The organism is Acrocarpospora catenulata (genome assembly GCF_018476525.1).
GTDB classification, from domain to species: Bacteria; Actinomycetota; Actinomycetes; order Streptosporangiales; family Streptosporangiaceae; genus Acrocarpospora; species Acrocarpospora catenulata.
Genome location: NZ_JAHCST010000011.1, coordinates 183,824 through 208,581, shown reverse-complemented (window position 1 = coordinate 208,581; position 24,758 = coordinate 183,824). Strand labels below are relative to the sequence as shown.

At 70.7% G+C, this 24,758-nt stretch carries 24 protein-coding genes; 8 read left to right on the top strand and 16 right to left on the bottom strand.

What is annotated here, in order from left to right; all coding sequences use genetic code 11:
* Window position 1 precedes the first annotated feature (1 nt).
* The 3 genes from KIP79_RS14345 to KIP79_RS14335 are packed head-to-tail and all read right to left on the bottom strand — an operon-like array spanning window position 2 to window position 2,213.
* Window positions 2-844: a metal ABC transporter ATP-binding protein gene (locus KIP79_RS14345; protein ID WP_372453575.1), complete on the bottom strand. Its 843-nt coding sequence runs from the start codon at window positions 842-844 to the stop codon at window positions 2-4.
* Entirely contained in the window at window positions 835-1,755 is a 921-nt protein-coding gene (locus KIP79_RS14340; RefSeq protein WP_214105316.1) for a metal ABC transporter substrate-binding protein, read from the bottom strand. Before KIP79_RS14340 ends, KIP79_RS14345 begins: the two co-directional genes overlap by 10 nt.
* 47 nt (window positions 1,756-1,802) lie before the next feature.
* A complete protein-coding gene (locus KIP79_RS14335) occupies window positions 1,803-2,213 on the bottom strand; it encodes a DUF6703 family protein (RefSeq protein WP_308169722.1) in 411 nt (136 codons plus the stop codon).
* Between the two features lie 40 nt (window positions 2,214-2,253).
* Here KIP79_RS14335 and KIP79_RS14330 point away from each other — a divergent pair, with 40 nt between their 5' ends.
* The 3 genes from KIP79_RS14330 (at window position 2,254) to KIP79_RS14320 (ending at window position 5,174) form a co-directional block, all read left to right on the top strand.
* Window positions 2,254-2,535 carry an antibiotic biosynthesis monooxygenase family protein gene (locus KIP79_RS14330; RefSeq protein ID WP_214105267.1) on the top strand — a complete coding sequence of 94 codons (282 nt, stop codon included), beginning with the start codon at window positions 2,254-2,256 and terminating at the stop codon, window positions 2,533-2,535.
* Between the two features lie 112 nt (window positions 2,536-2,647).
* Window positions 2,648-4,012 carry a glycine--tRNA ligase gene (locus tag KIP79_RS14325; RefSeq protein WP_372453576.1) on the top strand — a complete coding sequence of 455 codons (1,365 nt, stop codon included), beginning with the start codon at window positions 2,648-2,650 and terminating at the stop codon, window positions 4,010-4,012.
* A 352-nt stretch (window positions 4,013-4,364) separates the two neighbouring features.
* The gene (locus tag KIP79_RS14320) at window positions 4,365-5,174 is read left to right on the top strand and encodes a FadR/GntR family transcriptional regulator (protein ID WP_214105265.1); all 810 of its coding nucleotides are present in this window, start codon (window positions 4,365-4,367) and stop codon (window positions 5,172-5,174) included.
* Between the two features lie 8 nt (window positions 5,175-5,182).
* On the opposite strand, the gene KIP79_RS14315 is transcribed toward KIP79_RS14320, so the two are convergent.
* Window positions 5,183-6,274, bottom strand: coding sequence for an ABC transporter ATP-binding protein (locus tag KIP79_RS14315; RefSeq protein WP_214105264.1), 1,092 nt, complete (start codon window positions 6,272-6,274; stop codon window positions 5,183-5,185).
* Between the two features lie 14 nt (window positions 6,275-6,288).
* On the bottom strand, window positions 6,289-7,050 hold the full coding sequence (locus KIP79_RS14310; RefSeq protein WP_214105263.1) for an alpha/beta fold hydrolase: 762 nt from the start codon (window positions 7,048-7,050) through the stop codon (window positions 6,289-6,291).
* A 257-nt stretch (window positions 7,051-7,307) separates the two neighbouring features.
* Between KIP79_RS14310 and KIP79_RS14305 the strand changes: the two genes are divergently transcribed.
* Both KIP79_RS14305 and KIP79_RS14300 read left to right on the top strand, forming a co-directional pair.
* Window positions 7,308-9,095, top strand: a complete 1,788-nt coding sequence (locus KIP79_RS14305) for an ABC transporter permease (RefSeq protein ID WP_214105262.1) — start codon at window positions 7,308-7,310, stop codon at window positions 9,093-9,095.
* Between the two features lie 95 nt (window positions 9,096-9,190).
* Window positions 9,191-10,249: an ABC transporter substrate-binding protein gene (locus tag KIP79_RS14300; protein ID WP_214105261.1), complete on the top strand. Its 1,059-nt coding sequence runs from the start codon at window positions 9,191-9,193 to the stop codon at window positions 10,247-10,249.
* Between the two features lie 46 nt (window positions 10,250-10,295).
* Here KIP79_RS14300 and KIP79_RS14295 read toward each other — a convergent pair whose 3' ends face one another.
* Genes KIP79_RS14295 through KIP79_RS14285 form a run of 3 tightly spaced genes read right to left on the bottom strand, consistent with a single transcriptional unit; the run spans window position 10,296 to window position 13,257 of the window.
* Window positions 10,296-11,234, bottom strand: a complete 939-nt coding sequence (locus KIP79_RS14295) for a hydroxymethylglutaryl-CoA lyase (RefSeq protein WP_308169721.1) — start codon at window positions 11,232-11,234, stop codon at window positions 10,296-10,298.
* 58 nt (window positions 11,235-11,292) lie between these two features.
* Window positions 11,293-12,054 carry a FadR/GntR family transcriptional regulator gene (locus KIP79_RS14290; protein WP_214105260.1) on the bottom strand — a complete coding sequence of 254 codons (762 nt, stop codon included), beginning with the start codon at window positions 12,052-12,054 and terminating at the stop codon, window positions 11,293-11,295.
* A gap of 36 nt (window positions 12,055-12,090) precedes the next feature.
* Window positions 12,091-13,257, bottom strand: coding sequence for an acyl-CoA dehydrogenase family protein (locus KIP79_RS14285; protein WP_214105259.1), 1,167 nt, complete (start codon window positions 13,255-13,257; stop codon window positions 12,091-12,093).
* A gap of 141 nt (window positions 13,258-13,398) precedes the next feature.
* On the opposite strand from KIP79_RS14285, the gene KIP79_RS14280 reads away from it, so the two are divergent.
* Genes KIP79_RS14280 through KIP79_RS14270 form a run of 3 tightly spaced genes read left to right on the top strand, consistent with a single transcriptional unit; the run spans window position 13,399 to window position 16,261 of the window.
* Window positions 13,399-14,628 (top strand): acetyl-CoA hydrolase/transferase family protein, encoded by a 1,230-nt coding sequence (locus KIP79_RS14280; protein WP_214105258.1) that lies wholly within the window; start codon window positions 13,399-13,401, stop codon window positions 14,626-14,628.
* Window positions 14,625-15,101 (top strand): MaoC family dehydratase, encoded by a 477-nt coding sequence (locus tag KIP79_RS14275; protein ID WP_214105257.1) that lies wholly within the window; start codon window positions 14,625-14,627, stop codon window positions 15,099-15,101. The genes KIP79_RS14280 and KIP79_RS14275 overlap by 4 nt, the downstream gene beginning before the upstream one ends.
* Window positions 15,098-16,261, top strand: coding sequence for a CaiB/BaiF CoA transferase family protein (locus KIP79_RS14270; protein WP_214105256.1), 1,164 nt, complete (start codon window positions 15,098-15,100; stop codon window positions 16,259-16,261). The genes KIP79_RS14275 and KIP79_RS14270 overlap by 4 nt, the downstream gene beginning before the upstream one ends.
* Here the strand turns inward: KIP79_RS14270 and KIP79_RS14265 are convergent.
* From KIP79_RS14265 to KIP79_RS14230, 8 genes are all read right to left on the bottom strand, one after another.
* The gene (locus KIP79_RS14265) at window positions 16,258-17,502 is read right to left on the bottom strand and encodes a CaiB/BaiF CoA transferase family protein (RefSeq protein WP_214105255.1); all 1,245 of its coding nucleotides are present in this window, start codon (window positions 17,500-17,502) and stop codon (window positions 16,258-16,260) included. The genes KIP79_RS14270 and KIP79_RS14265 overlap by 4 nt on opposite strands.
* Window positions 17,503-17,513: 11 nt before the next feature.
* Window positions 17,514-19,040, bottom strand: coding sequence for an acetate--CoA ligase (locus tag KIP79_RS14260; protein ID WP_214105254.1), 1,527 nt, complete (start codon window positions 19,038-19,040; stop codon window positions 17,514-17,516).
* On the bottom strand, window positions 19,037-20,176 hold the full coding sequence (locus KIP79_RS14255; protein WP_214105253.1) for an FAS1-like dehydratase domain-containing protein: 1,140 nt from the start codon (window positions 20,174-20,176) through the stop codon (window positions 19,037-19,039). The genes KIP79_RS14260 and KIP79_RS14255 overlap by 4 nt, the downstream gene beginning before the upstream one ends.
* 42 nt (window positions 20,177-20,218) lie before the next feature.
* A complete protein-coding gene (locus KIP79_RS14250) occupies window positions 20,219-20,776 on the bottom strand; it encodes a flavin reductase family protein (RefSeq protein ID WP_214105252.1) in 558 nt (185 codons plus the stop codon).
* Window positions 20,773-21,840: an LLM class flavin-dependent oxidoreductase gene (locus KIP79_RS14245; RefSeq protein WP_214105251.1), complete on the bottom strand. Its 1,068-nt coding sequence runs from the start codon at window positions 21,838-21,840 to the stop codon at window positions 20,773-20,775. Before KIP79_RS14245 ends, KIP79_RS14250 begins: the two co-directional genes overlap by 4 nt.
* 100 nt (window positions 21,841-21,940) lie before the next feature.
* Window positions 21,941-22,861, bottom strand: coding sequence for an LLM class flavin-dependent oxidoreductase (locus KIP79_RS14240; RefSeq protein WP_214105250.1), 921 nt, complete (start codon window positions 22,859-22,861; stop codon window positions 21,941-21,943).
* On the bottom strand, window positions 22,858-23,922 hold the full coding sequence (locus KIP79_RS14235) for a CaiB/BaiF CoA transferase family protein (protein ID WP_214105249.1): 1,065 nt from the start codon (window positions 23,920-23,922) through the stop codon (window positions 22,858-22,860). The genes KIP79_RS14240 and KIP79_RS14235 overlap by 4 nt, the downstream gene beginning before the upstream one ends.
* Window positions 23,919-24,737, bottom strand: a complete 819-nt coding sequence (locus KIP79_RS14230; RefSeq protein ID WP_214105248.1) for an enoyl-CoA hydratase/isomerase family protein — start codon at window positions 24,735-24,737, stop codon at window positions 23,919-23,921. The genes KIP79_RS14235 and KIP79_RS14230 overlap by 4 nt, the downstream gene beginning before the upstream one ends.
* Between the last annotated feature and the right edge of the window lie 21 nt (window positions 24,738-24,758).

The window sequence follows — 24,758 nt, the reverse complement described above, 5'->3', positions numbered from 1 at the left end:
TCTACCGGTCCAGGTTCTCGGTACGGGAGCCGAGCGAGGCGTCCGACCAGCCGGGCAGCGGTCCCTCGACCTCCCCGTGGGCGTGCGGGTGCACGTGGTCGTGGCCGGGCAGGGCGTGCGTGCCCACCGCGGCCGGGGGCGGGCCGTCGTGCACCACCGCGCCGTGGCGAAGCACGACGGCCCGAGTGATCAGGGGCTCCAGCGGCCCCAGCTCGTGCGCCACCAGCACCACGGTCCTGCCCTGCCGGACCAGGCCGGTGAGCGTGTGGGCGAGCATGCGCTGACTGTCCGCGTCCACCCCGGCGGTGGGCTCGTCCAGCACGAACAGGTCGGGTTCCCCGGCCAGCGCGCGGGCGATCAGCACCCGCTGCTGCTGGCCGCCGGAGAGCGCCTGCACGGGATCGCGGGCCCGGTCGCTCAGGCCGACCTCCGCCAGGGCGTGGGCGACGGCCGCCCGGTCCGCGGCGCTGGTCGGGCGGAGGCGGGACTGCCGGGCGATCCGGCCGGAGGCGACCACCTCCCGGACGGTCGCGGGCACCCCGCCGCCCACCGAGAGGCGCTGGGGCACGTAGCCCACCCGCCACCACTGGCGGAAGCGGGCGGGGGGCACGCCGTACAGCTCGCCGGTGCCCGCGGACAGCGGGAGCAGGCCGAGCAGGGCGCGCACCAGGGTGGACTTGCCGGAGCCGTTGGCGCCGAGTACCGCCACCACCTCGCCCTCGGTGACGGTCAGGTCGATGCCGCGCAGCACCTCCCGGCCGTCCAGGGTGACCCGGCCGCCGGTCATCCGGAACGGGGTGGTCACAACCGCCGCCTTTCTCGCGGCGGGTGCGGTCACGTGCATCCGAGCGCGCCTCTCAGGGTGGTGAGGTCGGTCCGCATCGCGGTCAGGTAGTCCCCACCGGCGGGCTGGCTCTCCAGCGGATTGAGCACCGCCGTCTTGGCGCCGACCTCCTGGGCGAGGACCTCGCTCACCTTGGGACTGACGAGTTCCTCGGTGAAGATGGTAGTCACCTTCTCCCGCTTGGCGACGTCGGCCACCTGGGCGAGGCGGGCGGGGGTGGGCTCGGCGTCGGGGTCCAGGCCGCTGACGCCGATCTGCTGGAGCCTGTAGCGGTCGGCGAGGTAGCCGAAGGCCTCGTGGCTGGTCACGATGACCCGGCTCTGGCAGGTGGCCAGGCCCTGCTGGAACTCCTTGTCCAGGGTGGTGAGCTCGGCGGCGATGGCGGTGGCGCGGTCCCGGTAGGCGGCGGCGTGCGCGGGGTCGGCGGCGGCCAGCCGCTCGCCCAGCTTGGTGGCCACGGTGGCGAACCGGCTGGGGTCCAGCCACAAGTGGGGGTCGTAGGGCAGCTCGGCGTGGCCGTGCTCGTCGGCGTGCTCCTCCTCGCCGTGTTCCTCGGCGGCGAGGGTGGGGACCGCGGTGGCGGCGTCGAAGGACCTGTCGGCGGCGTGCTGGGTGACCGCCTCGTCCACGGCGGGCTGTACGCCCTTGATGTAGACGACCAGGCCGGCGTCGGCGACGTCGGCCACCTGGCGCGGGGTGAGTTCGAGGTCGTGCGGTTCGACGCCGGGCTTGGTGAGGCCCTCCACGGTCGTGTCGGGGCCCCCGACCTGCTCGGCGAGCCACTGGAGGGGATAGAAGGAGGCGGCCACGGCGAAGGTGCCGTTGTCCGTCGAGTCGGCTGTGGAGGGGCCGCCGCAGGCGGAGACGGACAGTAGGGCCATCGAAGCCGCCAGGGCGCACAAACGGGACATCACACCGACAAGTATGTCGGAAAATGAAAACGGTTGTCAAAACTGCCCTAGAACACCCCGAACCGTGTCAACGCCACGAGCAGCAGGAACGTGGCCAGCGCCACCCGCATGAGCCGCCCGCCCGCCTTCAGTGACGGCCAGGACATGTACGCCAGCCACACCACGAAGCCCAGCACGGGCAGCACCGCCAGCCCGCCGCGCCAGTCGGCCACCGCGAAGCCCACCAGCAGCAGGACCACCATGACCACCGGCACCACCCAGCGCGGCAGCTGGAAGAGGAAGGCCAGCAGGGTCGCGGTGCGCTGCTCGACCGTCTTGCGCAGGCGGCCCGCGCCCGGCGTGAAGAAGCTGTCGCCCTCCGGCAGCGGGCGCTTGGGCTGGCGCTGTTGTCGCGGCCGGGGTTGTGGCTGCCGGGCCAGCGGATGGGCCGGGCGGCGCGGTTTGGGTGTCTCGGGCACGACTTCGAGACTAGTACCCGGGAGATGCGATGCTGGGAGTGTGCTGGCCGTGATCCGCTACTCGGTGCCCGAGGCCCAGACCGACACCTTCACCGGTCAGGCCCGTGAGATCCTCGACCTGTTCGCCGCCCAGGCCGGTTTCGTCCGGGGCCAGGTGAGCCGGTCGGTGGACGAACCCAACCTGTGGGCACTGGTCAGTGAGTGGGAGGGCGCGGGTTTCTACCGCCGTGCTCTGTCCGCCGGACGTATGGCGTTATATCCGCTGATGACCCTCATGATCAACGAGCCGAGCGCGTACGAGCAGGTCTACGGCAAGGGCTGAGCGGGTGACCTCGCGCGTCCCCTAAGCTTGGCGGATATCAGTCTCAGCTAGCGAACGCAGCGCCGACACCCAGCCGGATGGAGCCGCACTCATGGCACGTCGTACCGACGTCATGGAAACCATCGTCAGTCTCGCCAAACGCCGCGGGCTCGTCTACCCGTCGAGCGAGATCTATGGCGGGCTCCGCGCGTCCTGGGACTACGGCCCGCTCGGGGTCGAGCTGAAGAACAACGTCAAGCGCGAGTGGTGGAAGAGTGTCGTGCAGGGCCGCGACGACGTCGTGGGCCTGGACTCCTGCGTCATCCTGGCCCGCGAGGTCTGGGTGGCCAGCGGCCACGTGGACACCTTCACCGACCCGCTGACCGAGTGCCAGTCCTGCCACAAGCGCTACCGGGCCGACCACCTGGAAGAGGCCTACATCGAAAAGCACGGCAAGGCCCCGGAGAACGGCCTGGCCGACCTGGTCTGCGTGAACTGCGGCACCAAGGGCGCCTTCACCCAGCCCAAGCAGTTCAGCGGCCTGCTGAAGACCTACCTGGGTCCGGTGGAGGACGAGTCGGGCCTGGCCTACCTGCGCCCGGAGACCGCGCAGGGCATCTTCATCAACTACCTGAACGTGCAGCAGTCCGCCCGGAAGAAGATCCCGTTCGGCATCGGCCAGCAGGGCAAGTCCTTCCGCAACGAGATCACCCCGGGCAACTTCATCTTCCGTACCCGCGAGTTCGAGCAGATGGAGATGGAGTTCTTCGTCAAGCCGGGCACCGACGAGGAGTGGCACCAGTACTGGATCGACGAGCGCCTGCGGTGGTACGTCGACCTCGGCATCGCCAAGGACAACCTCCGGCTCTACGAGCACCCCAAGGAGAAGTTGTCGCACTACTCCAAGCGCACAGTGGACATCGAGTACCGGTTCAACTTCGCCGGGGGCGAGTGGGGTGAGCTGGAGGGCATCGCCAACCGCACCGACTTCGACCTCACCGCGCACGGCAAGGCGTCCGGCACCGACCTGTCCTTCTTCGAGCAGGAGACCGGCGAGCGGTACGTGCCGTTCGTGATCGAGCCGGCCGCCGGTGTGGACCGGGCCGCGCTGACCTTCCTGCTCGACGCGTACACGGTGGACCAGGCCCCCAACGCCAAGGGCGTGATGGAGGAGCGCACGGTGATGCGTCTGGACCACCGGCTCGCGCCGGTCAAGGTGGCGGTCCTCCCGCTCTCCCGCAACGCCGACCTGTCCCCAAAGGCCCGCGACCTGGCCGCCCAGCTGCGCCGCCGGTGGAACGTGGACTTCGACGACGCCGGCGCGATCGGCCGCCGCTACCGCCGCCAGGACGAGATCGGCACCCCCTTCGCGATCACGGTGGACTTCGACACCCTTGAGGACCACGCGGTCACCATCCGGGAACGTGACACCATGGCGCAGGAGCGGGTGGCCCTGGACCAGGTGGAGTCCTACCTCCGGCAGCACCTCAACGACTAGCTCTATCCCTGATCGTCGTCCTCCGGGCGGGTGATGGCTGACAGCCGTCGCCCGCCCGAGTTGCATCAAAGTTTATACACTCAGACGGGCTCAGCCTTGCCGTTCAGCGGCAGTGGCACGATGGATCTGTACATATTTAGTGCAATTATGCCCCTGAAGGATCCCCGGCAGCACCGAAAGCTTGGGTGCGAGCGAACACGGGACCATCTATCATTACCAAATATATAATGAAGTGCGGACGGCGCGAGTTGCTGGCATGTACCCTGGCCCACGGGTCACGTACGGCTTGGCGCGCGTCGCGAATGCCTGCGATCGATTGGTGCACCACCACGTACGGGGAGGCTAATCGCCGATGAAGGCCAGGGGTATCGGGGCGAAGCAGCAGATGAGCCAGCCCTCGATCGGCGAGATGGTGGCGAACATCCTACGCGCCCGTATCCTCGCCGGGGAGCTTCCCAAGGGCTCGCTGCTGCCCCGCCAGGAAGACCTGATGCGCGAGTTCAACGTCAGCCGGCCGCCGCTGCGCGAGGCGCTGCGCATTCTGGAGGCGGACGGCCTGATCACCGTGCGCCGCGGGAACATCGGCGGCGCCGAGGTCCGCGCGCCGGACCGCAGCGGCGTCGCGAGCGCGCTGGCGCTGCTCCTCCAGTTCGAGGACGCGCCGCTCAAGGATCTCGCGGACGCGCTGGTGGAGATCGAACCGCTCTGCGCTGGGCTCGCCGCGCAGCGGGAGGACCGCGAGGAGGCCGTGGTCGCCCAGCTCCTGGTGCACCTCGAACGGCAGCGCGAGCACCTGGACAACGGCGCGGAGTTCACCGCCCACTCCCGGGCGTTCCACGAGACCCTCATCGACTCCTGCGGCAACGCCACGATCCGGATCTCCGTAGGGGCCCTGGCCATGCTCTGGTCCATGCAGGAGCAGGCCTGGGCCAACGCCGTGTCGTCCACCGACAACTACCCTCCCGTGGAACAGCGGGAGAAGGTGCTGGAGATCCACGAGGAGATCGTCGACGCGATCCGGAAGGGGCACAGCGCGCACGCGATGACCCTGGCCCGCGCGCACGCGCAGGCCTACCCGCAGTACGTGCTCGCGACGGGGGAGCGCCGCCGGATCATTCTCACCAACGTGAGCCCGACCAACCACACGAGCGTCGTCGGCTGACCGCGTGCCTATGCCGGGTAGGTGTGCAGGCTCGCCAGCGGCGTGCTGACGACGAGCGGCGACCCCGGTGACAGTGTGCGGATCCACGCGTCCTCGTCTCCCGATCCGGCCCGGACGTGCAGGCGCGCCGCGCCGGCCTGGACCGTGACGTCGACATGCCGGCCGCCGTACGCGGCGGTCACCAGGGTGGCGTCGAACACGACGGAGTGACCGGCCTCGACCGGCCTCGACCGGTGGATGCGCATGTCCTCGGGGCGGATCCGCGAGACGACCTTGTCGTCGGCCACCTCGCCGAGATCGCGGAGCCCGAGCCGGCCGCCCGTCTCGCAACGCCAGCCGCCGTCGGCGCGGGTCCACTCGATGCGGTTGGACATGCCGATGAACGAGGCGACGTACTCCGTCGCCGGCTCGGTGAAGACGCGGTCCGGCGGGGCGCACTGTTCGATCTTGCCGTCCCGCATGATGGCGATCCGGTCGCCGAGGGCGAGCGCCTCGTCCTGGTCGTGGGTGACCAGCACCGCGGTGAACCCGAGTTCCTGGTGCAGCTCGCGGATCTCGGTCCTGACCTGCTCGCGCAGCTTGGCGTCGAGGTTGCTGAGCGGCTCGTCGAGCAGGACGAGCTCCGGACGCGCGACGAGCCCGCGCGCCAGCGCGATCCGCTGCTGCTGTCCGCCGCTCAGCTGCGCCGGGTAGCGGTCCAGCAGGTCGCCGCAGTGGACCAGGTCCGCGGCGCGGTCCACCCACCCGTCCGCGACCGCCTGCCGCAGGCCCCTGACCTTGAGGGGGTAGGCGATGTTCTGGCGGACGGTCATGTGCGGCCACAGCGCGTACGACTGGAAGACCATGCCGATGTTCCGCTTGTGGGTGGGGACGTTCAGGCGGCTGCCGCTGTCGAAGACGGCCTTGTCCTGGAACCTGATCGTGCCTTCGTCGGGGGTTTCCAGCCCGGCCAGGCAACGCAGGGTCGTGGTCTTCCCGCAGCCGCTGGACCCGAGCAGGACCAGGATCTCGCCCTCGGCGACTTCGAGGTCGAGCTGCTTGGTGACGGTGGTGGTCCCGAACCGTTTCGTCAGGTTCGACACGGTGATGCCCGTTGCCATCGGAGGTCTGCCCTTCACGCGTGGGTGAGGACCCAGCCCAGCTGCACGGACGCGAAGAGCTGGGGGACCTCGGCGTAGTAGGCGTGCCCGCCGCCCTCGATGGTGACCAGCCGGGAGTCCGGGATCGCGCGGTGCAGGTGGGCGGCGCGGTCCGGCGTGGTGAGGATGTCCTCGGTGCCCACCGTGATCAGCGTCGGGCTTGAGATCTTGCCGAGTTCTTCGTCGGACATGGCGCGGGATGACGCGGCGTGCAGGTGCGCCGCGTAGTTGCTCTCCGCCATCGCGGTGATCTCCGCGGCGCCCTCGGGCAGGTCGCCGGTCATGTGGTCCGGGCTCCACCCCCACAGCGCCACGAACGGACGGAGGAAGTCCGCGGCCAGGCCGTGTTCGAGGATCTTCTTCCGGTAGTTGAGAACGGCGGTCGTCCGTGCGTCCGGGTAGGCCGCGGCGGAGTGCAGCGCCAGGCTCCGGACGAGTTCCGGGTAGCGCGACGCGAGGTTCATCGCGATCGCGCCGCCCAGCGAGACGCCGGCGACGTGGAGCGGCTCGTCGCCCAGGGACCGGATCAGCTCCGCCGCGTCGTCCGCGAGTTCCTCGACGGTCAGCGACGGGTGGGCGGGGGAGGCGGCGCCCACGCCGCGGTTGTCGTAGGTGATGCACCGCAGGTGCGGCGCCAGGTGCGCGACGACCGGGTCCCAGGCGCGGTGGTCGGTGCCGAGCCCCTGGATCAGGAGGAGGGCCGGCCCGTCGCCTGCCGTGCGGACCTCGGTCGTCAAGGCTGACAGGGTTACGTTCTCGAACACGGCGTCCACACGTGCCTCCCGGGGGGTCCAACAGCGGCGACCAACGGCCGCAAGTATACAAAGATTGGAATGAAGTTCAAGCAATCGGGCGCTGTATCCCAGCCTGTCGCCATGCTTGGTGGGTTACGAGACCGTTTCGTTGACATGTCTGTTTAAAGATTACTATCGTACGGCCCGTGATGTATGCCACACCGGGCGGCTAGCCCCCGAAACCAAGCGGAGCGTCGCACGTGAGCACCAATCTGCGGGTCGGCCAGGAGGCCGTGACGCCGGATCCCGGCAACGACTCCGCGTGCTCGTCCACCCAGGCGGGGAACCGTCCCAAGGTCGGACGCCGAACGGGCGACTGGATGCGCCGCCACGGACTGTCCGTCGGGCTGGCGTTGATCCTGTCCTACCTCGTCCTCTTCCCGCTGGCCCGGCTGCTGTACCTGGCCCTGGCGGACGGCGGTCACGCCTTCCGGGAGGCGATCGCCCTGCCCGACCTGGGGACGACCATTCTCACGACGGTCGCGCTCGGGCTGGGCTCCCTGGTCATCTCGCTCGTCGCGGGCACGATGCTCGCCTGGTTCGCGATGCGGCTGCCGCAGCGGGTCTCCTGGCTGTCGGCGATCCCGATCCTGCCCATGGTCCTGCCCGCCGTCGCCGTCGTGGTCGGCTGGGCCTTCCTGCTCTCACCGCAGGTGGGGTACGTGAACATCGCCCTGCGCGCGTTGCCGTTCATCGACGTGCCCACGCCGGAGGTCGGGCTGCCGAGCGGGCCGCTGAACATCTACACCGTCCCCGGCGTCGTCATCGTCACCGGTCTCCAGCTCACCCCGCTGATCTACCTCTTCGTGCAGTCCGGCCTGCGGCAGCTGAACTACGAGAGCATCGAGGCGGCCTCGGTGGCCGGCGCGTCGCCCGTCCGCGCGTTCCTCTCCGTCGTGGTGCCGCTGCTGCGACCCGCGCTCGTCTACGCGGGCGCGTTCGCGATGCTGCTCGGCCTCGGGCAACTGACGGCGCCCCAGTTCCTGGGGGCGCGAGAGGGCATCCGGGTGCTCGCCAGCGAGGTCTACCGGTTCGGCGGGGAGGCGCCGACCGACTACGCGATGGCCGCGGCCGTCGCCTCGCCGCTGCTGATCACCGGCATCGCCTTCATCGTGGCCCAGCGGCTGCTGCTGCGGCAGGACTTCCGCTTCATCAGCGCGGGTGCGAAGGGGGCGTCCCGGCCGCTGAAGGCCTCGCGACTGGCCGCGCCCGTCATCGTCGCCTACGGCTTCCTCACCCTCGTCCTTCCGTTCGCCGCGCTCTTCCTGGTGGCGTTCTCGCCGTACTGGACCGGGAAGATCGACCTCGGCCTGCTCACGCTGCGGAACTTCGAGCGGGCCCTCAACGATCCGGGCATCGTCAACGCGCTGGTCACCAGTGTCACCACGTCGGTGGGGGCGATCGCCATCGCGCTGCCCCTCGGCTACCTGCTGACCGAGGTCCTCTACCGGCGGCGCGGCAATCCGGCCGTCCGCGCCGTGCTCGACGTGATCGTCCAGATTCCGCTCGGGGTGCCGGCGGTCGTCTTCGGTGTGGGCTTCCTCTACGTCTACCTGGGCCAGCCGTTCGTGCTCTACGGCACCCACCTGCTCATCGTCATCACGTACGTGGTGCTCGTGCTTCCGTTCACGGTGCGCATGCAGCTCACCGCGCGGATGGCCATCGGCACGGCGTACGAGGACGCGGCGCGGGCGAGCGGGGCCGGCCCGCTCCGGACGCACCTGGGCGTGGTGATCCCGATGATGCGGGGCGCGCTGGCGGGCGCGAGCGTGCTCATGTTCGTCATCCTGACCCACGAGTTCGCGGCGTCGCTGTTCGTGCGGTCCACCCGCACCCAGGTGCTCGGGACGCTGCTGTACGACCAGTGGTCGCGCGGCTCCTACCCCATGGTGGCCACGGTCAGCGTGATCATGTCGGCGGTGACCGCGGTCGGCCTCGTCGCCGCGGTCGCGATCGGCGGCCGGCAGACCACCCTCGACCGCCTCTGACGCCGCGACCGGCGTCCTTTCAAGTTCTCCCATCCCCTGGCACTCACCACGGGGTGAGTGCCGCGTACCACCAGGTGATCAGAAAGAAGATCAATGTGAAGAGATCATGGACAGGCGCGGCGGCCGTCGTGCTCGCGCTCTCCCTGGTCGCCGGCTGCGGCGGCGACGACGGCGCGACGACATCCGCACCGGCGGCGCCGAGCGCCGGCGCCGACTGGGCGACAGTGGTCGAGGCCGCCAAGAAGGAAGGGCACGTCACGTGGTACTCGGTCGCGCCCTCATCGGCCAGGGAGGCGCTGAAGGCGGCGTTCGAGGCGAAGTATCCCGAGATCACGGTCGAGATCCGCACCATCTCCACCGCCGAGATGAACTCCGCGCTGGAGGCCGAGCGCGGGTCCGGCGCCCAGGGGGGTGACGTCGTCACCTCCGTCGGGTACGACTGGATCTTCGACAAGGCGAAGCAGGGCTGGTTCGCGGACTTCATCGGTCCCTCGTTCGAGGCGCCGGAGTGGACCGAGAGCGGGTATCTGATCGACGGCCGGATCGTCGCGGCCCCGCTCGGGCTGCTCGTCCTGGGCTGGAACACCTCGCTGTTCCAGGACAAGATCACCACGTACGACGACCTGCTCGACCCACGCCTGGGCAACGGCGCGATCGGGGTCGTCAAGCCCGAGCCCGCGCTCCACGCCGACCACTGGGCGTTCGTCGAGGAGAACTTCAACAAGGACTACGTCAAGGCGCTGGCCGCGCAGAAGCCCAAGGTCTACCCGAGCGCGTCCGCGCTCCAGGAGGCGCTCGCCGCCGGTGAGGTCGCCGTGGGGAGCTTCGTGTCGGCGACCGACATGATCGCGCTGAAGGAGAAGGGGGCGCCGGTCGACTACGCGGTGCCGAGCCCGGTCTGGGCCGCCCAGAACATGTTCTTCATCGTGAAGTCCGCCCACCACCCGAACGCCGCGCAGCTGTTCATGGACTTCTTCGTCTCGCCCGAGGGCCAGCTGGCGGCGGCGAAGAACGGGTCCAGCCCGCTCAAGAGCGTCGCCCCGCAGACCCTGGGCGGCGACTCCAAGATCGTCTTCACCAACCTCGATCGCGCCCTGGACGCCAAGTGGGCCGGGGAGTACGCGGCCAAGTGGCACGAGCTCTACGGGAGCTGACCAGGTGTGGCGGCCGGGATCGCGTGCGCGACCCGGCCGCCACAGGTCAGGAGCTCGTCCCGGCCGAGAGTGCCCGCACGACGCGCGACGTCGACGGCCGCCCCATCAGGTCCGCCAGCCACCGGCTGGTCCGCACCACCGACGCCAGGTCCACGCCGGTCTCGATGCCCAGGCCGTGCAGCATCCAGACCAGGTCCTCGGTGGCCAGGTTCCCCGTCGCGCCCGGCGAGTACGGGCATCCGCCGAGCCCGCCCGCCGAGGCGTCGAAGGTCCGCACGCCGGCTTCGAGCGCCGCGTACGCGTTGGAGAGCGCCTGGCCGTAGGTGTCGTGGAAGTGCACGGCGAGGTGCTCGACCCCCAGGCCGGCGTCCGCGAAGCCCGCCAGCAGCGCCCGGACGTGTCCGGGTGTCGCGACGCCGATCGTGTCGCCGATCGACAGCTCCGAGGCGCCCAGGTCGTACAGGCGTTTGCCGATCGAGACGACCTGCTCCACCGGGACGTCGCCCTCCCAGGGATCGCCGAAGCACATCGAGACGTAGGCGCGTACGTCCAGCCCGTGGTCACGAGCCCGGCGCACCGTCGGCTCGAACATCGCGAACTGTTCGTCGACGCTGCGGTTGAGGTTCTTGCGGGCGAAGCTCTCCGTGGCGCTTCCGAAGATCGCGATGGATCGCACACCGGCCTCGAGGGCGCGGTCGAGGCCCCGGTCGTTGGGGACGAGCACCGGCATCCGCACCTGACCGGCCGGGTCGATCCGATCAAGCACCTCGCTCGCGTCGGCCAGCTGCGGGACCCACTTGGGGTGGACGAAGCTCGTGACCTCGATGACCGGCAGGCCGGCCGCCACGAGACGTTCGATGAACTCGACCTTGACCTCGGTCGGGAGCGTGGCGGGCTCGTTCTGCAGACCGTCTCGCGGTCCGACCTCGTAGATCGTCACTGAGGAGGGCAACCCTCCCTGGCGCTCCAGCTGTGGCTGTCTCACCCGCGTTTCTCCTTGCTTGTCTCGGATCGCTCACCGGCGCCAGGACAGGCGCCGGCCGCTATCCCCGTTCCGGCACCACGACGAGCGGCTCGTCCAGCAGATGCGGGTAGTAGCGCACCACGTGGTCGACCGTCGCCTGCAGATGCGCCGTCATCGCCTGGTGTGCGGCGTTGACGTCGTGTGACTCGATGGCCATGAGGATCTTGCGGTGCGCCGCGACCGCCTCGTCCATGGACTGTGGGGGGAACCGGACGCCCGCGTCGTGGCCGTCCGCGATCGTACTCAGCGCCTGCCAGAGCATGGCGAGCGGGCGGTTGTGACCGGACTCCGACAGCAGTGTGTGGAACTCGCGGTTCAGCCGCCGCCACTCCTCGCTTCCCCGTGGGCACGTCTCGAGCAGTTCGTTGTTCCGCCTCAGCGCCTCGATACGGTCCGGGCTCGGACGGCTCGCGGCCTGGGCGGCGAGGACCGGTTCGATGATCAGACGGGCCTCCAGCACCTCCCGGAGGCCGACGTCGCTCATCCGGAAGAGAATCGACAGCGGCCGGGCCAGCCCCTGGGGCTGCGGGCGCGCCACGAACGCCCCGCCGCCGGCGCCCACCCGGATCTCGATCACGCCCTGTGCCTCCAGGATCCGCAGCGCCTCCCGCAGCGATGCCCGCCCGACGCCGTAGCGGGCGACCATCTCGGCCTCGACGGGCAACCGGTCGCCGGGCTTCAGACCGGAGCCGAGGATGCCGCCCGCGATGGACTCCGCCAGGAGGCTGGGCTTGCGCAGCAAGCCCCCGCGGGGGGAGGTCGGCTGGGGCGGCTCGTCCATGTGGGAACTCCTCGGCGCGGCGATCGTGACGGTCACTCAGTATGACCTCGGCAGGCCGAGCACGTGCTCAGCGATGAAGTTGAGGACCATCTGCTGGGGCACGGGCGCGCTCTTCATGATCCGGGACTCCACCCAGTACCGGCCGACGTCGTATTCGTCCGCGTATGCGAACCCGCCGAAGGTCTGCATCGCGCAGTCGGCCGCGTAGAACGCCGCCTCCGAGGCGAGGAACTTGGCGGTGTTGGCCTGCTCACCGCAGGGGAGGCCGTGGTCGTAGCGCCAGGACGCCTCGCGCACCGCCAGTTCGGCCGCCGCCAGGCGCATGTGGGCCTCGGCGAGCGGGAAGGCGACGCCCTGGTTCTTGCCGATCGGCCGTCCGAACACCGTCCGCTCCTTGGCGTACCGGGTGGCGCGCCGCAGCGCCACCTTGCCGATGCCGACCGCTTCCGCCGCGATGAGGATGCGCTCCGGGTTGAGGCCGTCCAGGATGTACCTGAAGCCGTGGCCCTCCTCGCCGACGCGGTCCGCCACGTCAACCCGGAGCCCGTCGTAGCGCGTCTCGCACGAGCCGACCGCGTTCCGCCCGATCTTGTCGATCAGCCTGATGTCCACTTCTGGCACCTGGAGGTCGGCCAGCAGGAGCGTCATGCCGTCCGTACGCCTGGCGACGTCCGGTAGCGGTGTGGTCCTCGTCAGGAGCAGGACCTTCTGGGCGAGGTGCGCCTTCGTGGTCCAGACCTTCTGACCGTGGACCACGTAGTGGTCGCCGTCGCGCACCGCGCGGGTGGTGATCGAGGGCGTGTCGGTCCCGGCGTCCGGCTCGGTGACCCCGAACGCCACGTGGAGTTCGCCGGTGGCGACCGGGGGCAGGTACTTCCGCTTCATCGCGTCGGAGCCGTGCGCGACGACCGGGTTCATCCCGAAGATCGAGATGTGCAGGGCGCTCGCGCCGTTCATCGCGGCGCCGGACGCCGCCACCTCCTCCAGGACCACGGACGCCTCGGTGATGCCGCCACCGCCGCCCCCGAACTCCTCGGGAATGGCGACGCCGACCCAGCCCGCCTCGGCCATCGCCTCGTAGAACCGCCACGGAAACTCGTGGGAACGCTCGTGCCGGCGCCAGTACTCGTCGCCGAAGTCGCCGCAGAGGTCCCGGATGGCGCCGCGGATCGCCGTGAGGTGTTCCGGCTCTCGGAAGTCCATGACCATCCTTTCGCCAACCGGCGCGATCAGCGCCGTCTTGGGCTTCAACTATGCGGATATTTCGGCTCATATGGTCTAGACGCCCTGATGTTCTGATCGTTAGCATAGTAAATATCCGCATATTTAGGAAGGCGGGACTTCATGATCTTGACGGACCGCGACGACGTCTTCCACGGCACGCCGGCCCGCGCCCGGGTCGTCGTGGGCAATGCCTGCGGGACCCCGCTCACGTTGCTGGCCGCACTGGCGGACCATGCCGAGCGGGCGGGAGGCGTCACCCTCACCGCCGGTCTCCTGTTCGGCGATCCGCCTCTGGAAGCCGCCATCAGATCAGGAGGGCTGAGCCTGCGCAGCTGGCACGTGCACGGCGCCCTGCGCAGCCTCCACCGGGAGGGACTGATCGACTATCTCCCGCTCCGCCTGCTCGACGTCCCGGACACGGTGCTTCGCGGTGCCGACATCGCCCTCATCCGGGTCGGCCCGCCCGACGCCGACGGTTACTGCAGTCTCGGCCCGTCCACGAGCTTCGCCGCCGAAGCCGCCGAGCACGCCGCGCTCGTCATCGCCGAGGTCTCGCCCGACGTGCCGCGTACCCGGGGTTCCAGCTCGGTGCACGTCTCGCGTATCGACAGGTTCGTACGGTCGGAGACGCCGATGGCCGAGTACGCCCCGGCGCAGCCGGATCCGGTCTCGCGCACCGTCGCCAGAAATGTGGTGGAACTGCTTCCCGAAGGCGCGACCGTGCAGCTCGGCATCGGCTCGGTAACCGAAGGGCTCGCCGAGGAACTCGCGCCGATCGCGGCCGCGCGGTCGCTCGGCCTGCTCGGCCTGGTGACCACGCCGATGATCCCGCTCGTCGAAGCCGTCACGGCCTCCGGGCGCGGCCCCGTCCGCGCCGTGGAGCTGATGGGCGGCCCACCCTTCATGGCCTGGGCGGACGACAATGCGATGATCGAGATGTGCAGCTCGCAGCAGCTCCACCACCCGGCGGTGCTGGCCGGCGTGCCGACGCTCGTGTCGGTGAACTCCGCTGTCGCGGTGGACCTGCGCGGGCAGGTCGTGTCGGAGTCGGTGGGGGGCGCCGTGATCGCGGGCGTCGGTGGGAGCGCCGACTTCTCCGAAGGGGCGCACCTGTCGCCGGGCGGCCTTCGCGTCATCGCACTCAGGTCGACGACCAGGAACGGCGTCTCCACCATCGTGCCGGCGCACCAGCCTGCTGATGCCGTTACGGCCCCGCACCACAGCGTGGACGCGGTCGTGACCGAGCACGGCGTCGCCTGGCTGCGCGGGCGCACCAGCAGGGAGCGGCGGCGGGAACTCATCGCGGTGGCCGCGCCGGAACATCGCGAAGCACTGGAAGGGGCATCATGACAGGGCGGCGTTTCGGCTCCTGGTTCGAGGAGCTTCCCGTCGGCACCCTCACGCGGCACGCCATCACCAGGACGCTCACCGAGTCCGACAACGTCCTGTTCACGACGATGACGATGAACCCCCAGCCGCTCCATCTCGACGCGGAGTTCGCGGCCACCACGGAGTTCGGCAAGCCGCTCGTCAACTCCCTGCTCACCATGAGCACCGTCGTCGGGATCACGGTCGCCGAGCTCACCCTCGGCACGACCGTCGCGAACCTCGGCTTCGGCTCGATCGAGTTCCCTCGGCCGGTCTTCGCGGGGGACACCATCCACGTCGTCAGCGAGGTGACGAAGGCACGGAGATCAAGGTCGCGGCCCGACGCCGGGATCGTGGAGTTCCGGCACGACGGCTTCAACCAGCGCGACGAGCTCGTCTGCCGGGCGTACCGGTCGGCGCTGATGCGGTGCGCGCCGGCGGAGGGCACCGCGTGAGCGGCCCGGGCCCCCTGGCGGGCGTGACCGTGCTCGACACCACGAACATGCTCATGGGACCGTACGCCACGTTGCTGCTCGGCGAACTCGGCGCGCGGGTGATCAAGGTGGAGCCCCCGGAGGGGGACATCTCGCGCGCCATCGACGACCGCCACAGCCCGGGTCTCGGGCCGATCTACCTCAACACCAACCGCGGCAAGGAGTCGATCGCCCTCAACCTGCGGGACCCCCGAGACCACGAGGTCTTCCTCCGCCTGGTGGCCGCCGCCGACGTGGTGGCGCACAACCGGCCGGCCGGCTCCGAGCAGCGCCTGGGCCTCGACTACGACTCGCTCGCCGCGGTCAATCCCCGCATCATCGTGTGCGGCATGAACGGGTTCGGCGCGACCGGCCGCTACGGCCCGCTTCCCGCCTATGACGACGTCATCCAGGGCGTGTCCGGTGTCGCGGCGCACCAGAGCGGCGACGGTCCTGACCAGTACGTCCGCACCCCGCTCACCGACAAGGTCACCGGCGTGCTCGCCGTCGGCGCCGTCTGCGCCGCCCTCTACGAGCGCGAGCGTTCCGGCGTGGGGCAGTACATCGAAGTCCCCATGTTCGAGACGATGGTCCAGTTCCTGCTGGTCGAGCAGCAGGGCGGGCACATCTACGATCCGCCGCGGGGCGCCGCCGGCTACGCGCGGACGAACTCGCCCCATCGGCGTCCGATGCGGACGGCCGACGGGCTCATCAGCATCCTCCCCAGCACCGACGCCCACTGGCGCAGCGTGTTCCGCGTGCTCGGCGGGGAGGATCTCGGCGCCGACCCGCGGTTCGCGACGATCTCCGCGCGGACCGCCAACATCGACGAGCTGTACCGGTGGATGTCCGAGGAGATCGCCCGCAGGCCCACGGATGAGCTGCTCGGGGGCCTCCAGGGCGCGGGGGTGCCCGCGATGCACGTCAACACGATCGAGGACCTGTTCGAGGATCCGCACCTCCAGGAGACCGGCTTCCTGGAGGAGGTCGCGCATCCCGAGGCCGGGAAGCTGCGCCAGGCGCGGGCGCCGTTCCGGTTCTCGCGCAGCGGGAGCCCGCGCCTTGGGCCGGCGCCCGTCCTGGACGGCGACAGCGCACGGCTGCGCGCCGAACTCGGTGTGCCGGAGGAGGGGGAGCGCTAACCGCGACGCGGTGCGCGCGTGATCGCCGGGTCGTCGCCGGCGAAGGCGACTCCGTCATCGATCAACCGCTCGATCTCGGCGTCGTCGTGGCCGAAGGCCCGGAGCACCTCCCGGGTGTGCTCCCCGAGCGCCGCGGGCGGCCGCGCCACCGAGCCGGGGGTCGCGGACAGTTTGAGAGGGATCCCCACGCCGGTGTATTCCCCCAGCCTGACCACCATCTCGCGGTGTTCGGCCTGCGCGGACGAGAGCGCCGCCGCGACGTCGTTGACGGGCGCCGCCGGCACGCCCACCCGCAGCAACCGGTCGGCGAGCTCGTCCCTGTCCCAGGACGCGAAGACGGCGCCGAGCTCCGCGGTGAGCGCCCCGACGTTGACCACGCGATCGCGGTTGGTCGCGAAGCGGACGTCGTCGGCGAGTTCGGGCCGGCCGGCGACGTGGACGAGGTCGCGGAACTGCCGGTCGTTGCCCGCGCCGATGAAGATCGGGCCGGTCGCGGTGGTGAAGCTGTCGTAGGGGGCGACGGTCGGGTGCGCCGAGCCGGTGCGGCGCGGGACGCGGCCGTCGGCGAGCCAGGACGCCGAGTGGGGGTGCAGCAGGCTCAGGGCCGTGTCGAGGAGCGCGCAGTCCACGAGCTGGCCCCGGCCGGAGGAGGCGCGCTCGTGCAGCGCGAGCATGATCCCGCCGAACGCGTGCAGGCCGGTGACCAGGTCCACCACGGGAACCCCGAGGCGGACGGGCGCCCCGTCGGGTTGCCCGTTGATACTCATCAGACCGGAGTAGGCCTGCAGTACCGCGTCGTAACCCGGGCGGCCGCCGAGCGGCCCCGTGACCCCGTACCCCGTGATCCGGCAGTGCACGAGACGCGGGAAGGCGGGCGCCAGGTGCTCCTCGAAGCCCAGGCCCCAGCGTTCCATCGTCCCCGGCTTGAAGTTCTCGACGATCACGTCGGTGTGGGCGAGGAGCTCGCGCAGCACCGACTGGCCGCGTGGCGTGGACAGATCCAGGCACAGGTTCCGCTTGTTGCGGTTGATGCCCGTGTAGTACGCGCTCGCGCCGTTCGCCACGTAGGGCGGGCCGAACGTGCGCGTGTCGTCGCCCCCGGGAGATTCGATCTTGATGACGTCCGCGCCGTGATCGCCGAGCAGCTGGCAGCAGTACGGACCGGCCAGGACCCTGGAGAGGTCGAGAACCCGGATGCCGTCGAGCGCCCGCCGCGGGGACGCGGGTGGATCCGCACTCATCAGGTTCGCGCTCAGCCCGCGCGCAGCGCGCGTCGATCGACCTTGCCGTTGGGTGTCTTCGGCAGGGACGGCACGTACTCGATCGAGCGCGGGTACTCGTGCGGGCTCAGATCCTCCTTCACGAGCGCCTGCAACTCGGGGGTCAGCCGCTCCCGTCGCCCCGCGGCGGCGCCCGTCACGATCCAGGCCTTCACCGCCAGGCCGCGCGTCCCGTCGGGGATCCCGGTGACCGCGACCTCCTCGACCATCGGGTGCTTGAGCAGCACCCGCTCCACCTCCAGCGGGCTGATGGTCCACCCCGCCGAGATGATCACGTCGTCCGCCCGCCCGCCGTAGTAGAAGTAGCCGTCCTCGTCGGTCCAGGTGAGGTCCTTGGAGGGGAACCAGTCGCCCCGCCGCCAGACCGCCAGCTCGCCCTTCACTCCCGGCCCGACCGGTGCGCCGTCGTCGCCGAGCACCGCCAGGCGGCAGCCGGGCATCGGCCTGCCGAGCGCGTTTCCCCGGGGCTCGTGGTCGGGGAAACCCGGGAAGTTGACCAGAACCACGCCGGTCTCGGTCGTTCCGTACATGCCGCAGACCGGGACGCCGGCCTGCCGCTGGAAGGCGTGCCGCGCGTGCTCGTCGAGTTCCTCGCCCGTGTACGACGCCTTGCGGAGGCCGGTGAGCTCCCGCGCCCGCCCGCTGGACAGGACCATCCGGTACACGGTGCTCGCGGCGGCCAGATTCGTCACGCCGAGGTCCTTCAGGCCGTCGACGAACCGGTCCACGGCGAACTTCCCCGAGTACGTGCCGAGCGCGATGCCGAGAGACCAGGGCGCGATCGTGCCATGCCAGAGCCCGTGCCCCCACGCCGGTGACGACGGGCAGAAGTAGCGGTCGCCCGGCGCGAGGCCGAGTGCGTACAGCCCGGCTCGCGCCAGCGTCACGATGGACCGGTGGTCGTGGACGACCGCGTCGGGAAGCTGGCGGGTGGTGCCGGAGGTGTACTGCAACACCGCGCGATCCGACGCCGAGGTGGCGGGCTCGAACACCTCCGGCAGGCTCGCCAGCTCCGCCCAGAGCGCGTCGCCGAAGCTCACCGCGCGCACGCCCGCCGCCGTCACGTGCTCGACGTGAGCGTCCTCGCAGATGACGAGCCGGGCGCCGCAGTCGGTCACCCGGTCCCTGATCGCGTCCGGGCCGAAGAGGGTGTAGAGGGGAACCGCCACGGCCCCTGCCTTGATCACCCCGAACAGCGCCGTGTAGAAGCGCGGCGACGGGTCGATCATCACACCCACCGGGTCGCCCTTGCCGACGCCGTTCGCGGTGAGCCAGTGGGCGAACCGCGCCGTGCTCCGGCTGAGGGTCCCGAAGGTGAGGACCTCCTTGGTCCCGTCCGCGTACACGATGCGCGCGGCGACCGCGGCGGGATCGTGCCGGTCGAGGCACTCGTGGGCGATGTTGAGGCGGTCCTCGTCACCGTCGAAGAGCGCCCACAGGCGGTCCCAGGAGAACCGGTCCGTGGCCTCGGCCGCCGTCTCCGCAGCCAGCGGCGTCACGCCCCGCTCCCCGCCGAGGAGGGGAGCACGACCTCCGCGGTTCCCCGCGCCGACTCGTGCCCGTCCTGGTTGGTGGCCATGAGCTGGACGGTCACGGTCCTGGTCGCCGTGTCCACCTCGGTCACCTCGCCCCAGCAGGTCACCAGCTCGCCCAGCACGTTGTGCCGCCGGACCTGGACGTCGAGCGTGCGCAGGAAACCGTCGTCGCCCATCCAGTCGGTGACGACGTGCCCCATCCACGACACGCGCTCCGGCCCGTAGTCGTACGCGCCGGGCACGCCGACCCGGCGGGCGAGATCGGGATCCCAGTGCACGCGCTCCGGCGGCTCGGGCACGCCCCACTCGTTCGGGATGGCGAGCGCCGGATGCCGGCGGTAGAGGTCGAACGCGTCGGCGTGCGCACGGACGTAGAGACCTCCCCACCCGAGCAGGTAGGCGATCGCCGTCGTCGCGGTGTAGGGGCCCTTCGTGATCTGGGGAAGCCGGTCGCCGACGGCGACGTCCTCCACGAAACGCGGAACGTTCCCGCGCCGCCGCGCCTCCTCGTCCAGGTACCGCTGGGCGATCTCGTCGATCTGCTCCGGCGTCCACCGCACCTGGATCTCGTCGTACTTCTTCGCCTCGCGCGCGCTGTCGCGTTCGATGCGGAAGCAGTACGAGCGTCCGGTGCACACCAGGTTCCCGTCGGGATCGGTGAACGGGACCTCGTAGATCTGCTGCCAGGACCGGCCGGCGAAGCGGCTGGGACGCTCGATCAGCTCGGCGAGGAAGGCGTTCCCGCTGAGCCGGTCACCGGCGACGATCGGGCGCTCGAACCGGAACGAGGCTCCGGCGTACATCGCGTGGATGCCGGGCAGGCCCGTCACGTACCCGCTGAACACCTTGTCCATGGCCAGCAGGGCGGTCGGCGGCGCCCCCTGCGGGCGACCGTGCGCGGGGGCGTACCCCGGGTCGGTCCACAGCGGGTTGCGGTCGCCGATCCCGTAGGCGTAGTGCCGGATCGCGTCCGGGGTGAGTTCGGCGACGTGCGGACGGTCGCTGCGGACCGGCTGCCCGATCATCGAACGGAGCTTCTCCAGTTCCTCGTCCGTCACCGCCGGGAACTCTCGCCGGTCGTCACTGGTGGAGATCGACACCACATACTCCGATTTCTGTGTTTCCTAAACCATCTGGGGGAGTCACCGCGGATCGGCGAGTGCGGACAGGCTGCGGAACCGGCTGCTGTGGAACACCAGGGGCGGAACACTCGGGTCCCAGCGCAGCCCGAGAATGCGCAGCAGCACGATGTAGTGGTCGCCGGCCTCGATCTCTCTGTCGATGACACAGCTCATCCACGCCGCGGCGCCGGTGATGACGACCGCGCCGCTCCGTTCCGCCGTCCAGGCGACCCCGTCGAACCGGTCGCCGGACTTCCGGGACAGGGACCGGCACGCGGTCTCCTGCGTCGCCGCCAGGACGCTGACGCCGAGGCGGGTGCGCGGCCGCAACCGCGGCCAGGTACGGGAGGACTTCTGCACGCACACCGACACCAGCGGCGGCTCCAGCGAGACCGGGGTGAACGCGCTTGCCGCCATCCCGTCGGGTCCGTCCTCACCCAGCGCGCACAGCGCCGTCACCCCGCTCGGGAAGCAGCTGAAGGCCGTCCGCAGTCCGCGTTCGTCCACCGATTCGATGGCGTCCAACTCCAGGGTGCTCGCCGCCGAAAGCCCGCCGCCTTTGTGCGCCGGTGTGGTCATGCGCAGGTCGCGACCTTGGGCGCGACCTCGTTGGCGAGCAGCTGCAGGCTGTGGTTCCACGGCGCCGGGTCGTCGATGAAGTCGTGGCCGAAGACCAGGGTGGTGCCCCAGCCGCCGCTCTTCTCGACGAGCGCGTTCAGCTTCTCGGCCACCGTGTCAGGGCTGCCGACGACCATCTTGTGGCGGATGAGCTCGTCCATGCCGGCGTTGGCGTCCCAGATCGGGGCGATGCCGGCCCGGCGCGCGCGTCCCTGTTCGTTGGGGACGAGGTGCTCGCGCCAGGCGTGACCGATCGGCCCCTCCTTCACGAGCCGCTCGGCCTCGGCGTCGGTGTCGGCCACGAAGACCTCCATGGCCGCGTGGTGGATGCTCCGGTCCAGCTCGCCCTCGCGGCCGGCCGCACGCGCGCCCTTGAGGTAGGTCTCCCAGTGGTTCGCGATGAGTTCGGGGCTGCCGCCGAACGACATCGGGATCAGCCCGCGCGCGCCGGCCACCTCGACCGAGGTCGAGTTCGGGCTCGCGCCCGCCATGGCGATCGTCATCTTGCCGCCGTACGGCCGCATGTCGCGGAGCTGGTGGTCGCCCCCGGACTCCGGGAACGCCGCGCTCCAGTACCGGCCTTCGTGCTCGAACGGCTCGCCGGACCAGACCTTCTCCATGATGTCGAGCGCCTCGATCGACATCGTGAGGTTGTCGTCCCGGTTCTTGAAGCCGTGGAACCGCGCGTCGATGGGGTTGACGCCGGTGGCGACACCGAGGATGTAGCGGCCTTCGGCGATGTGGCTGAGCCACGAGGTCTGGGCCGCCAGACCGGCGGGGTGGAAGTAGGGCAGAAGATGGGCGCCGGGGGCGAGGATGATGCGGCTGGTCTCCCGGGCCGCCGCCGCCAGCACCAGTTCGGGGTTGGGGATCGCCTCCCAGGCGAGGGTGAAGTGCTGGCCGGCCCAGAACTCCGAGATTCCCGCGTTCTCGGCGGCGACGGCCTGTTCGACGGCCCAGTCGAACGCCTGGCGTGGACTGCGCTCGGGGCGCGTATAGGGAGTCTGGAAAAGTCCGAACTTCAACGGGGGTTCCCTCCTGTCCGGCGACGCTGCCCGCGCACTGCGGGGCATACCGCTCTCTTAGCGAGGCAGTACAAACTATACATACTTTAAGAAAATAGCGTCAAGGATGGGGCGTGCCGATGCCGTCCGCCTGGAGCCGCTCGTGGAGCAGTCCGGCGAGTTCGGCCACCTGCTCGACGGCCTCCAGCGCGTCGGCGGCCGGGACCGAGATGCTCAGCCTGGTCGCGCCGGCGCTGACGTAGTCGGCCAGCCAGGCCGCGATCTGGGGTCCCTCGCCCACGCCGCACAGGTGGCGCAGGCGCGGGGCCGCGGGGCCGAACCAGCGGCGCAGGCTCGATTCGAGCCCGCCTTCCGGCCCGCACCAGACGTTGAGGCCGAACCAGTCAGGGGCGGGACGGCCCAGGGGCGCCGTCCGCCGGATGATCTCCTGACGGGTCTCCCGGTACCGGCGAGCGGTGCACAACAGGCCGAGCCAGCCGGACCCGTAGGCGGCCGCGCGGTCGATGGCCGCCTCGCCGGAACCGGCGATCACCAGCGGCGGTACCGGCGCCGCGGGCGCGATCGACGCCTGTTCCAGGTCGAAGTGCGCGCCGTGGTGGTCGATCACCTCGCCGCGGATGAGCCGGGTCAGCACGTCCAGACTCTCGTTGAGGCGCCGTCCGCGCTGCCGGGGGTCGACGCCGCAGTTGGCGACCTCGCGGCGGTCGTCGCCGCCCGCGCCGACGGCCAGGACGAGGCGGCCTGGCCCGAACGAGGTCGCGGTGGCCAGTTGCCTGGCAGCGACGAGAGGGTGCCGCAGCGCCAGCTGGAAGGCGCCGACGACCACCTGAAGCTCGGGCCTGACGGCCAGCAGTGCCGCCGCCGCGACTAGTCCGTCGATGCCCTGGCCGCCCCGGTGGCTGACGTGGTCGCCCACCGACACGTGGTCGAGCCCGGCGTCGCGGACAGCCGTCGCGAACGCGGCGAGGTCGGTGCCGGTGAGCAGGTCCTGCTGGATCGCAATGCCGACGGCGCAGGTCACGGCTGGTGTACGGGGTCGAGGAGTTCGTTGTGCTCGCCCAGGGCCGGGGCGTCGGGACACGCCGCGACGGCCTGGCCGTCGAAGAGCAGCGGCTGCCGGACGGCCCGGTGGCCGGAGTCCACGTCGATCAGCAGCCCGCGCGCCCTGACCTGCGGGTCGTCGAACACGTCCTGGACCCGGCGCACGTGGCCGCAGCTGACACCGCGCCGCTGGAGCCGGTCGATGACGTCGGCGGCCTGCTCCCCGGCGAGCGCTCGGCGCAGGTGCAGGCGCAACTCGCCGGTGCGGCCTTCCCGTTCCCCGGTGGAGAGCGCGCCGAGGTCGCCGAGTCCCAGCACCTGGCAGAGCGCGGCCCACTGCCGGTCCTCCCCGGCGATCGCGAGCGTCACCTCGCCGCCGTCCCCGCACCGGAACACACCGTAGGCGGGTTCCCGAGGGGGATAGCCGGTGGTGTGGTCGCCGGTCAGGTGCCCAGCCAGCCGTACCGCCTGCCAGGTCACCAGGGCGTCGAGCATCGCGAGGTCGACGTGCGATCCGCGCCGGGCGAGCAGGCCGCTCAGGACCCCGATGGCGGCGAACGCCCCGGTCACCAGGTCGGCGGTGGGGACGACCCCGACGCCGTCGCCTGCCCCGTCCAGCAGCCCGGCCCGGCCCTGCACGGTGAGGTCGTGGCTGCCGAGTTCGCGGTCCGGCCCGGTCTGGCCGTAGCTCGACACCGAGACGACCACCAGGTCAGGGAAGTCCCTGCGGAGCTCGGCCACGGGGAACCCCAGCCGGGCCAGGACGCCGGGCCGGAAGCCCTCGATCAGCACGTCGGCGTCCGCCAGCAGGCCGCGCAGGGCGGCACGGCCGCTCGCTGTCTTGAGATCGAGCGCGACGGACCGCTTGTTCCTGTTCAACGCCCGGAACAGCGCCGGATGCCGCCGGGAGGGGTCGCCGGTCGGCCGTTCGACCATGGTCACCTGAGCGCCGAGGTCGGCCAGCACCATGGTGGCGAACGGACCCGGGTACTGCTCGGCCAGGCTGATGACGACGATCCCCGCCAGCGGACCGGCGCTCATCCGACCGTCCACCGGGGCGGACGGCGTTCGGCGAACGCCTGGGGGCCCTCGACGAAGTCCGGGTGCGACCAGTGGGACCGGACGAGCGACCAGCCGTACTCGGCGGCCTGCGAGTAGGGCATCTCGGTCGAGGCCCAGACGGCCTGCTGGGAGAGGGACACGGCCTGCGGCGAGTTGGCGGCGATGTCCCTGGCGATCTGCAGCGCCGTCTCCATGAGCCGCTCCGGCGCGGTCAGCTCGTCGACCAGCCCGAGCTGGTACGCCCGTGCCGCCGACAGGCGGTAGTTGCGCCCCTGCAGGGTCATCCGGAGCGCCGTGCCGAGCGGGAGCCGCCTGGCCAGGCCCGTGTTCTCGATGCCGCCTACCTGGCCCACGTTGACGTGGCTGTCCAGGAAGGCCGCGTGCTCGACCGCGACCACGATGTCGCTGTCCACGACGAAGTGCAGGCCGCCGCCGGCCGCCAGCCCGTTGACCGCGCAGATGACCGGCTTCCACACCCGGGTCTGGCGGGAGGTGAAGTGGAGCTCGTCGGTGATGTTGCCGCTGCCCATGGCGACCTTGCCGGCCGCCGCGACGGAGTCCACGTCCACGCCGGTGCAGAAGTGCCGGTCGCCGGCGCCCGTGATGATCACGCAACGGATGTCGTCGTTGGTCCGCACCTCCTCCCAGACGGTGCGGAACTGCGGGAACATCGCCACGGTGAACGAGTTGCCGCGGCTGGGGCGGTTCAGGGTGATCCGCGCGATGCCGTCGGCGACGTCGAACAGCAGATCGCCGTTGACCGCGTCGGGCAGGGCGCCGTACGGCACAGGCATGGGAACTCCTTGGTGGTTGGG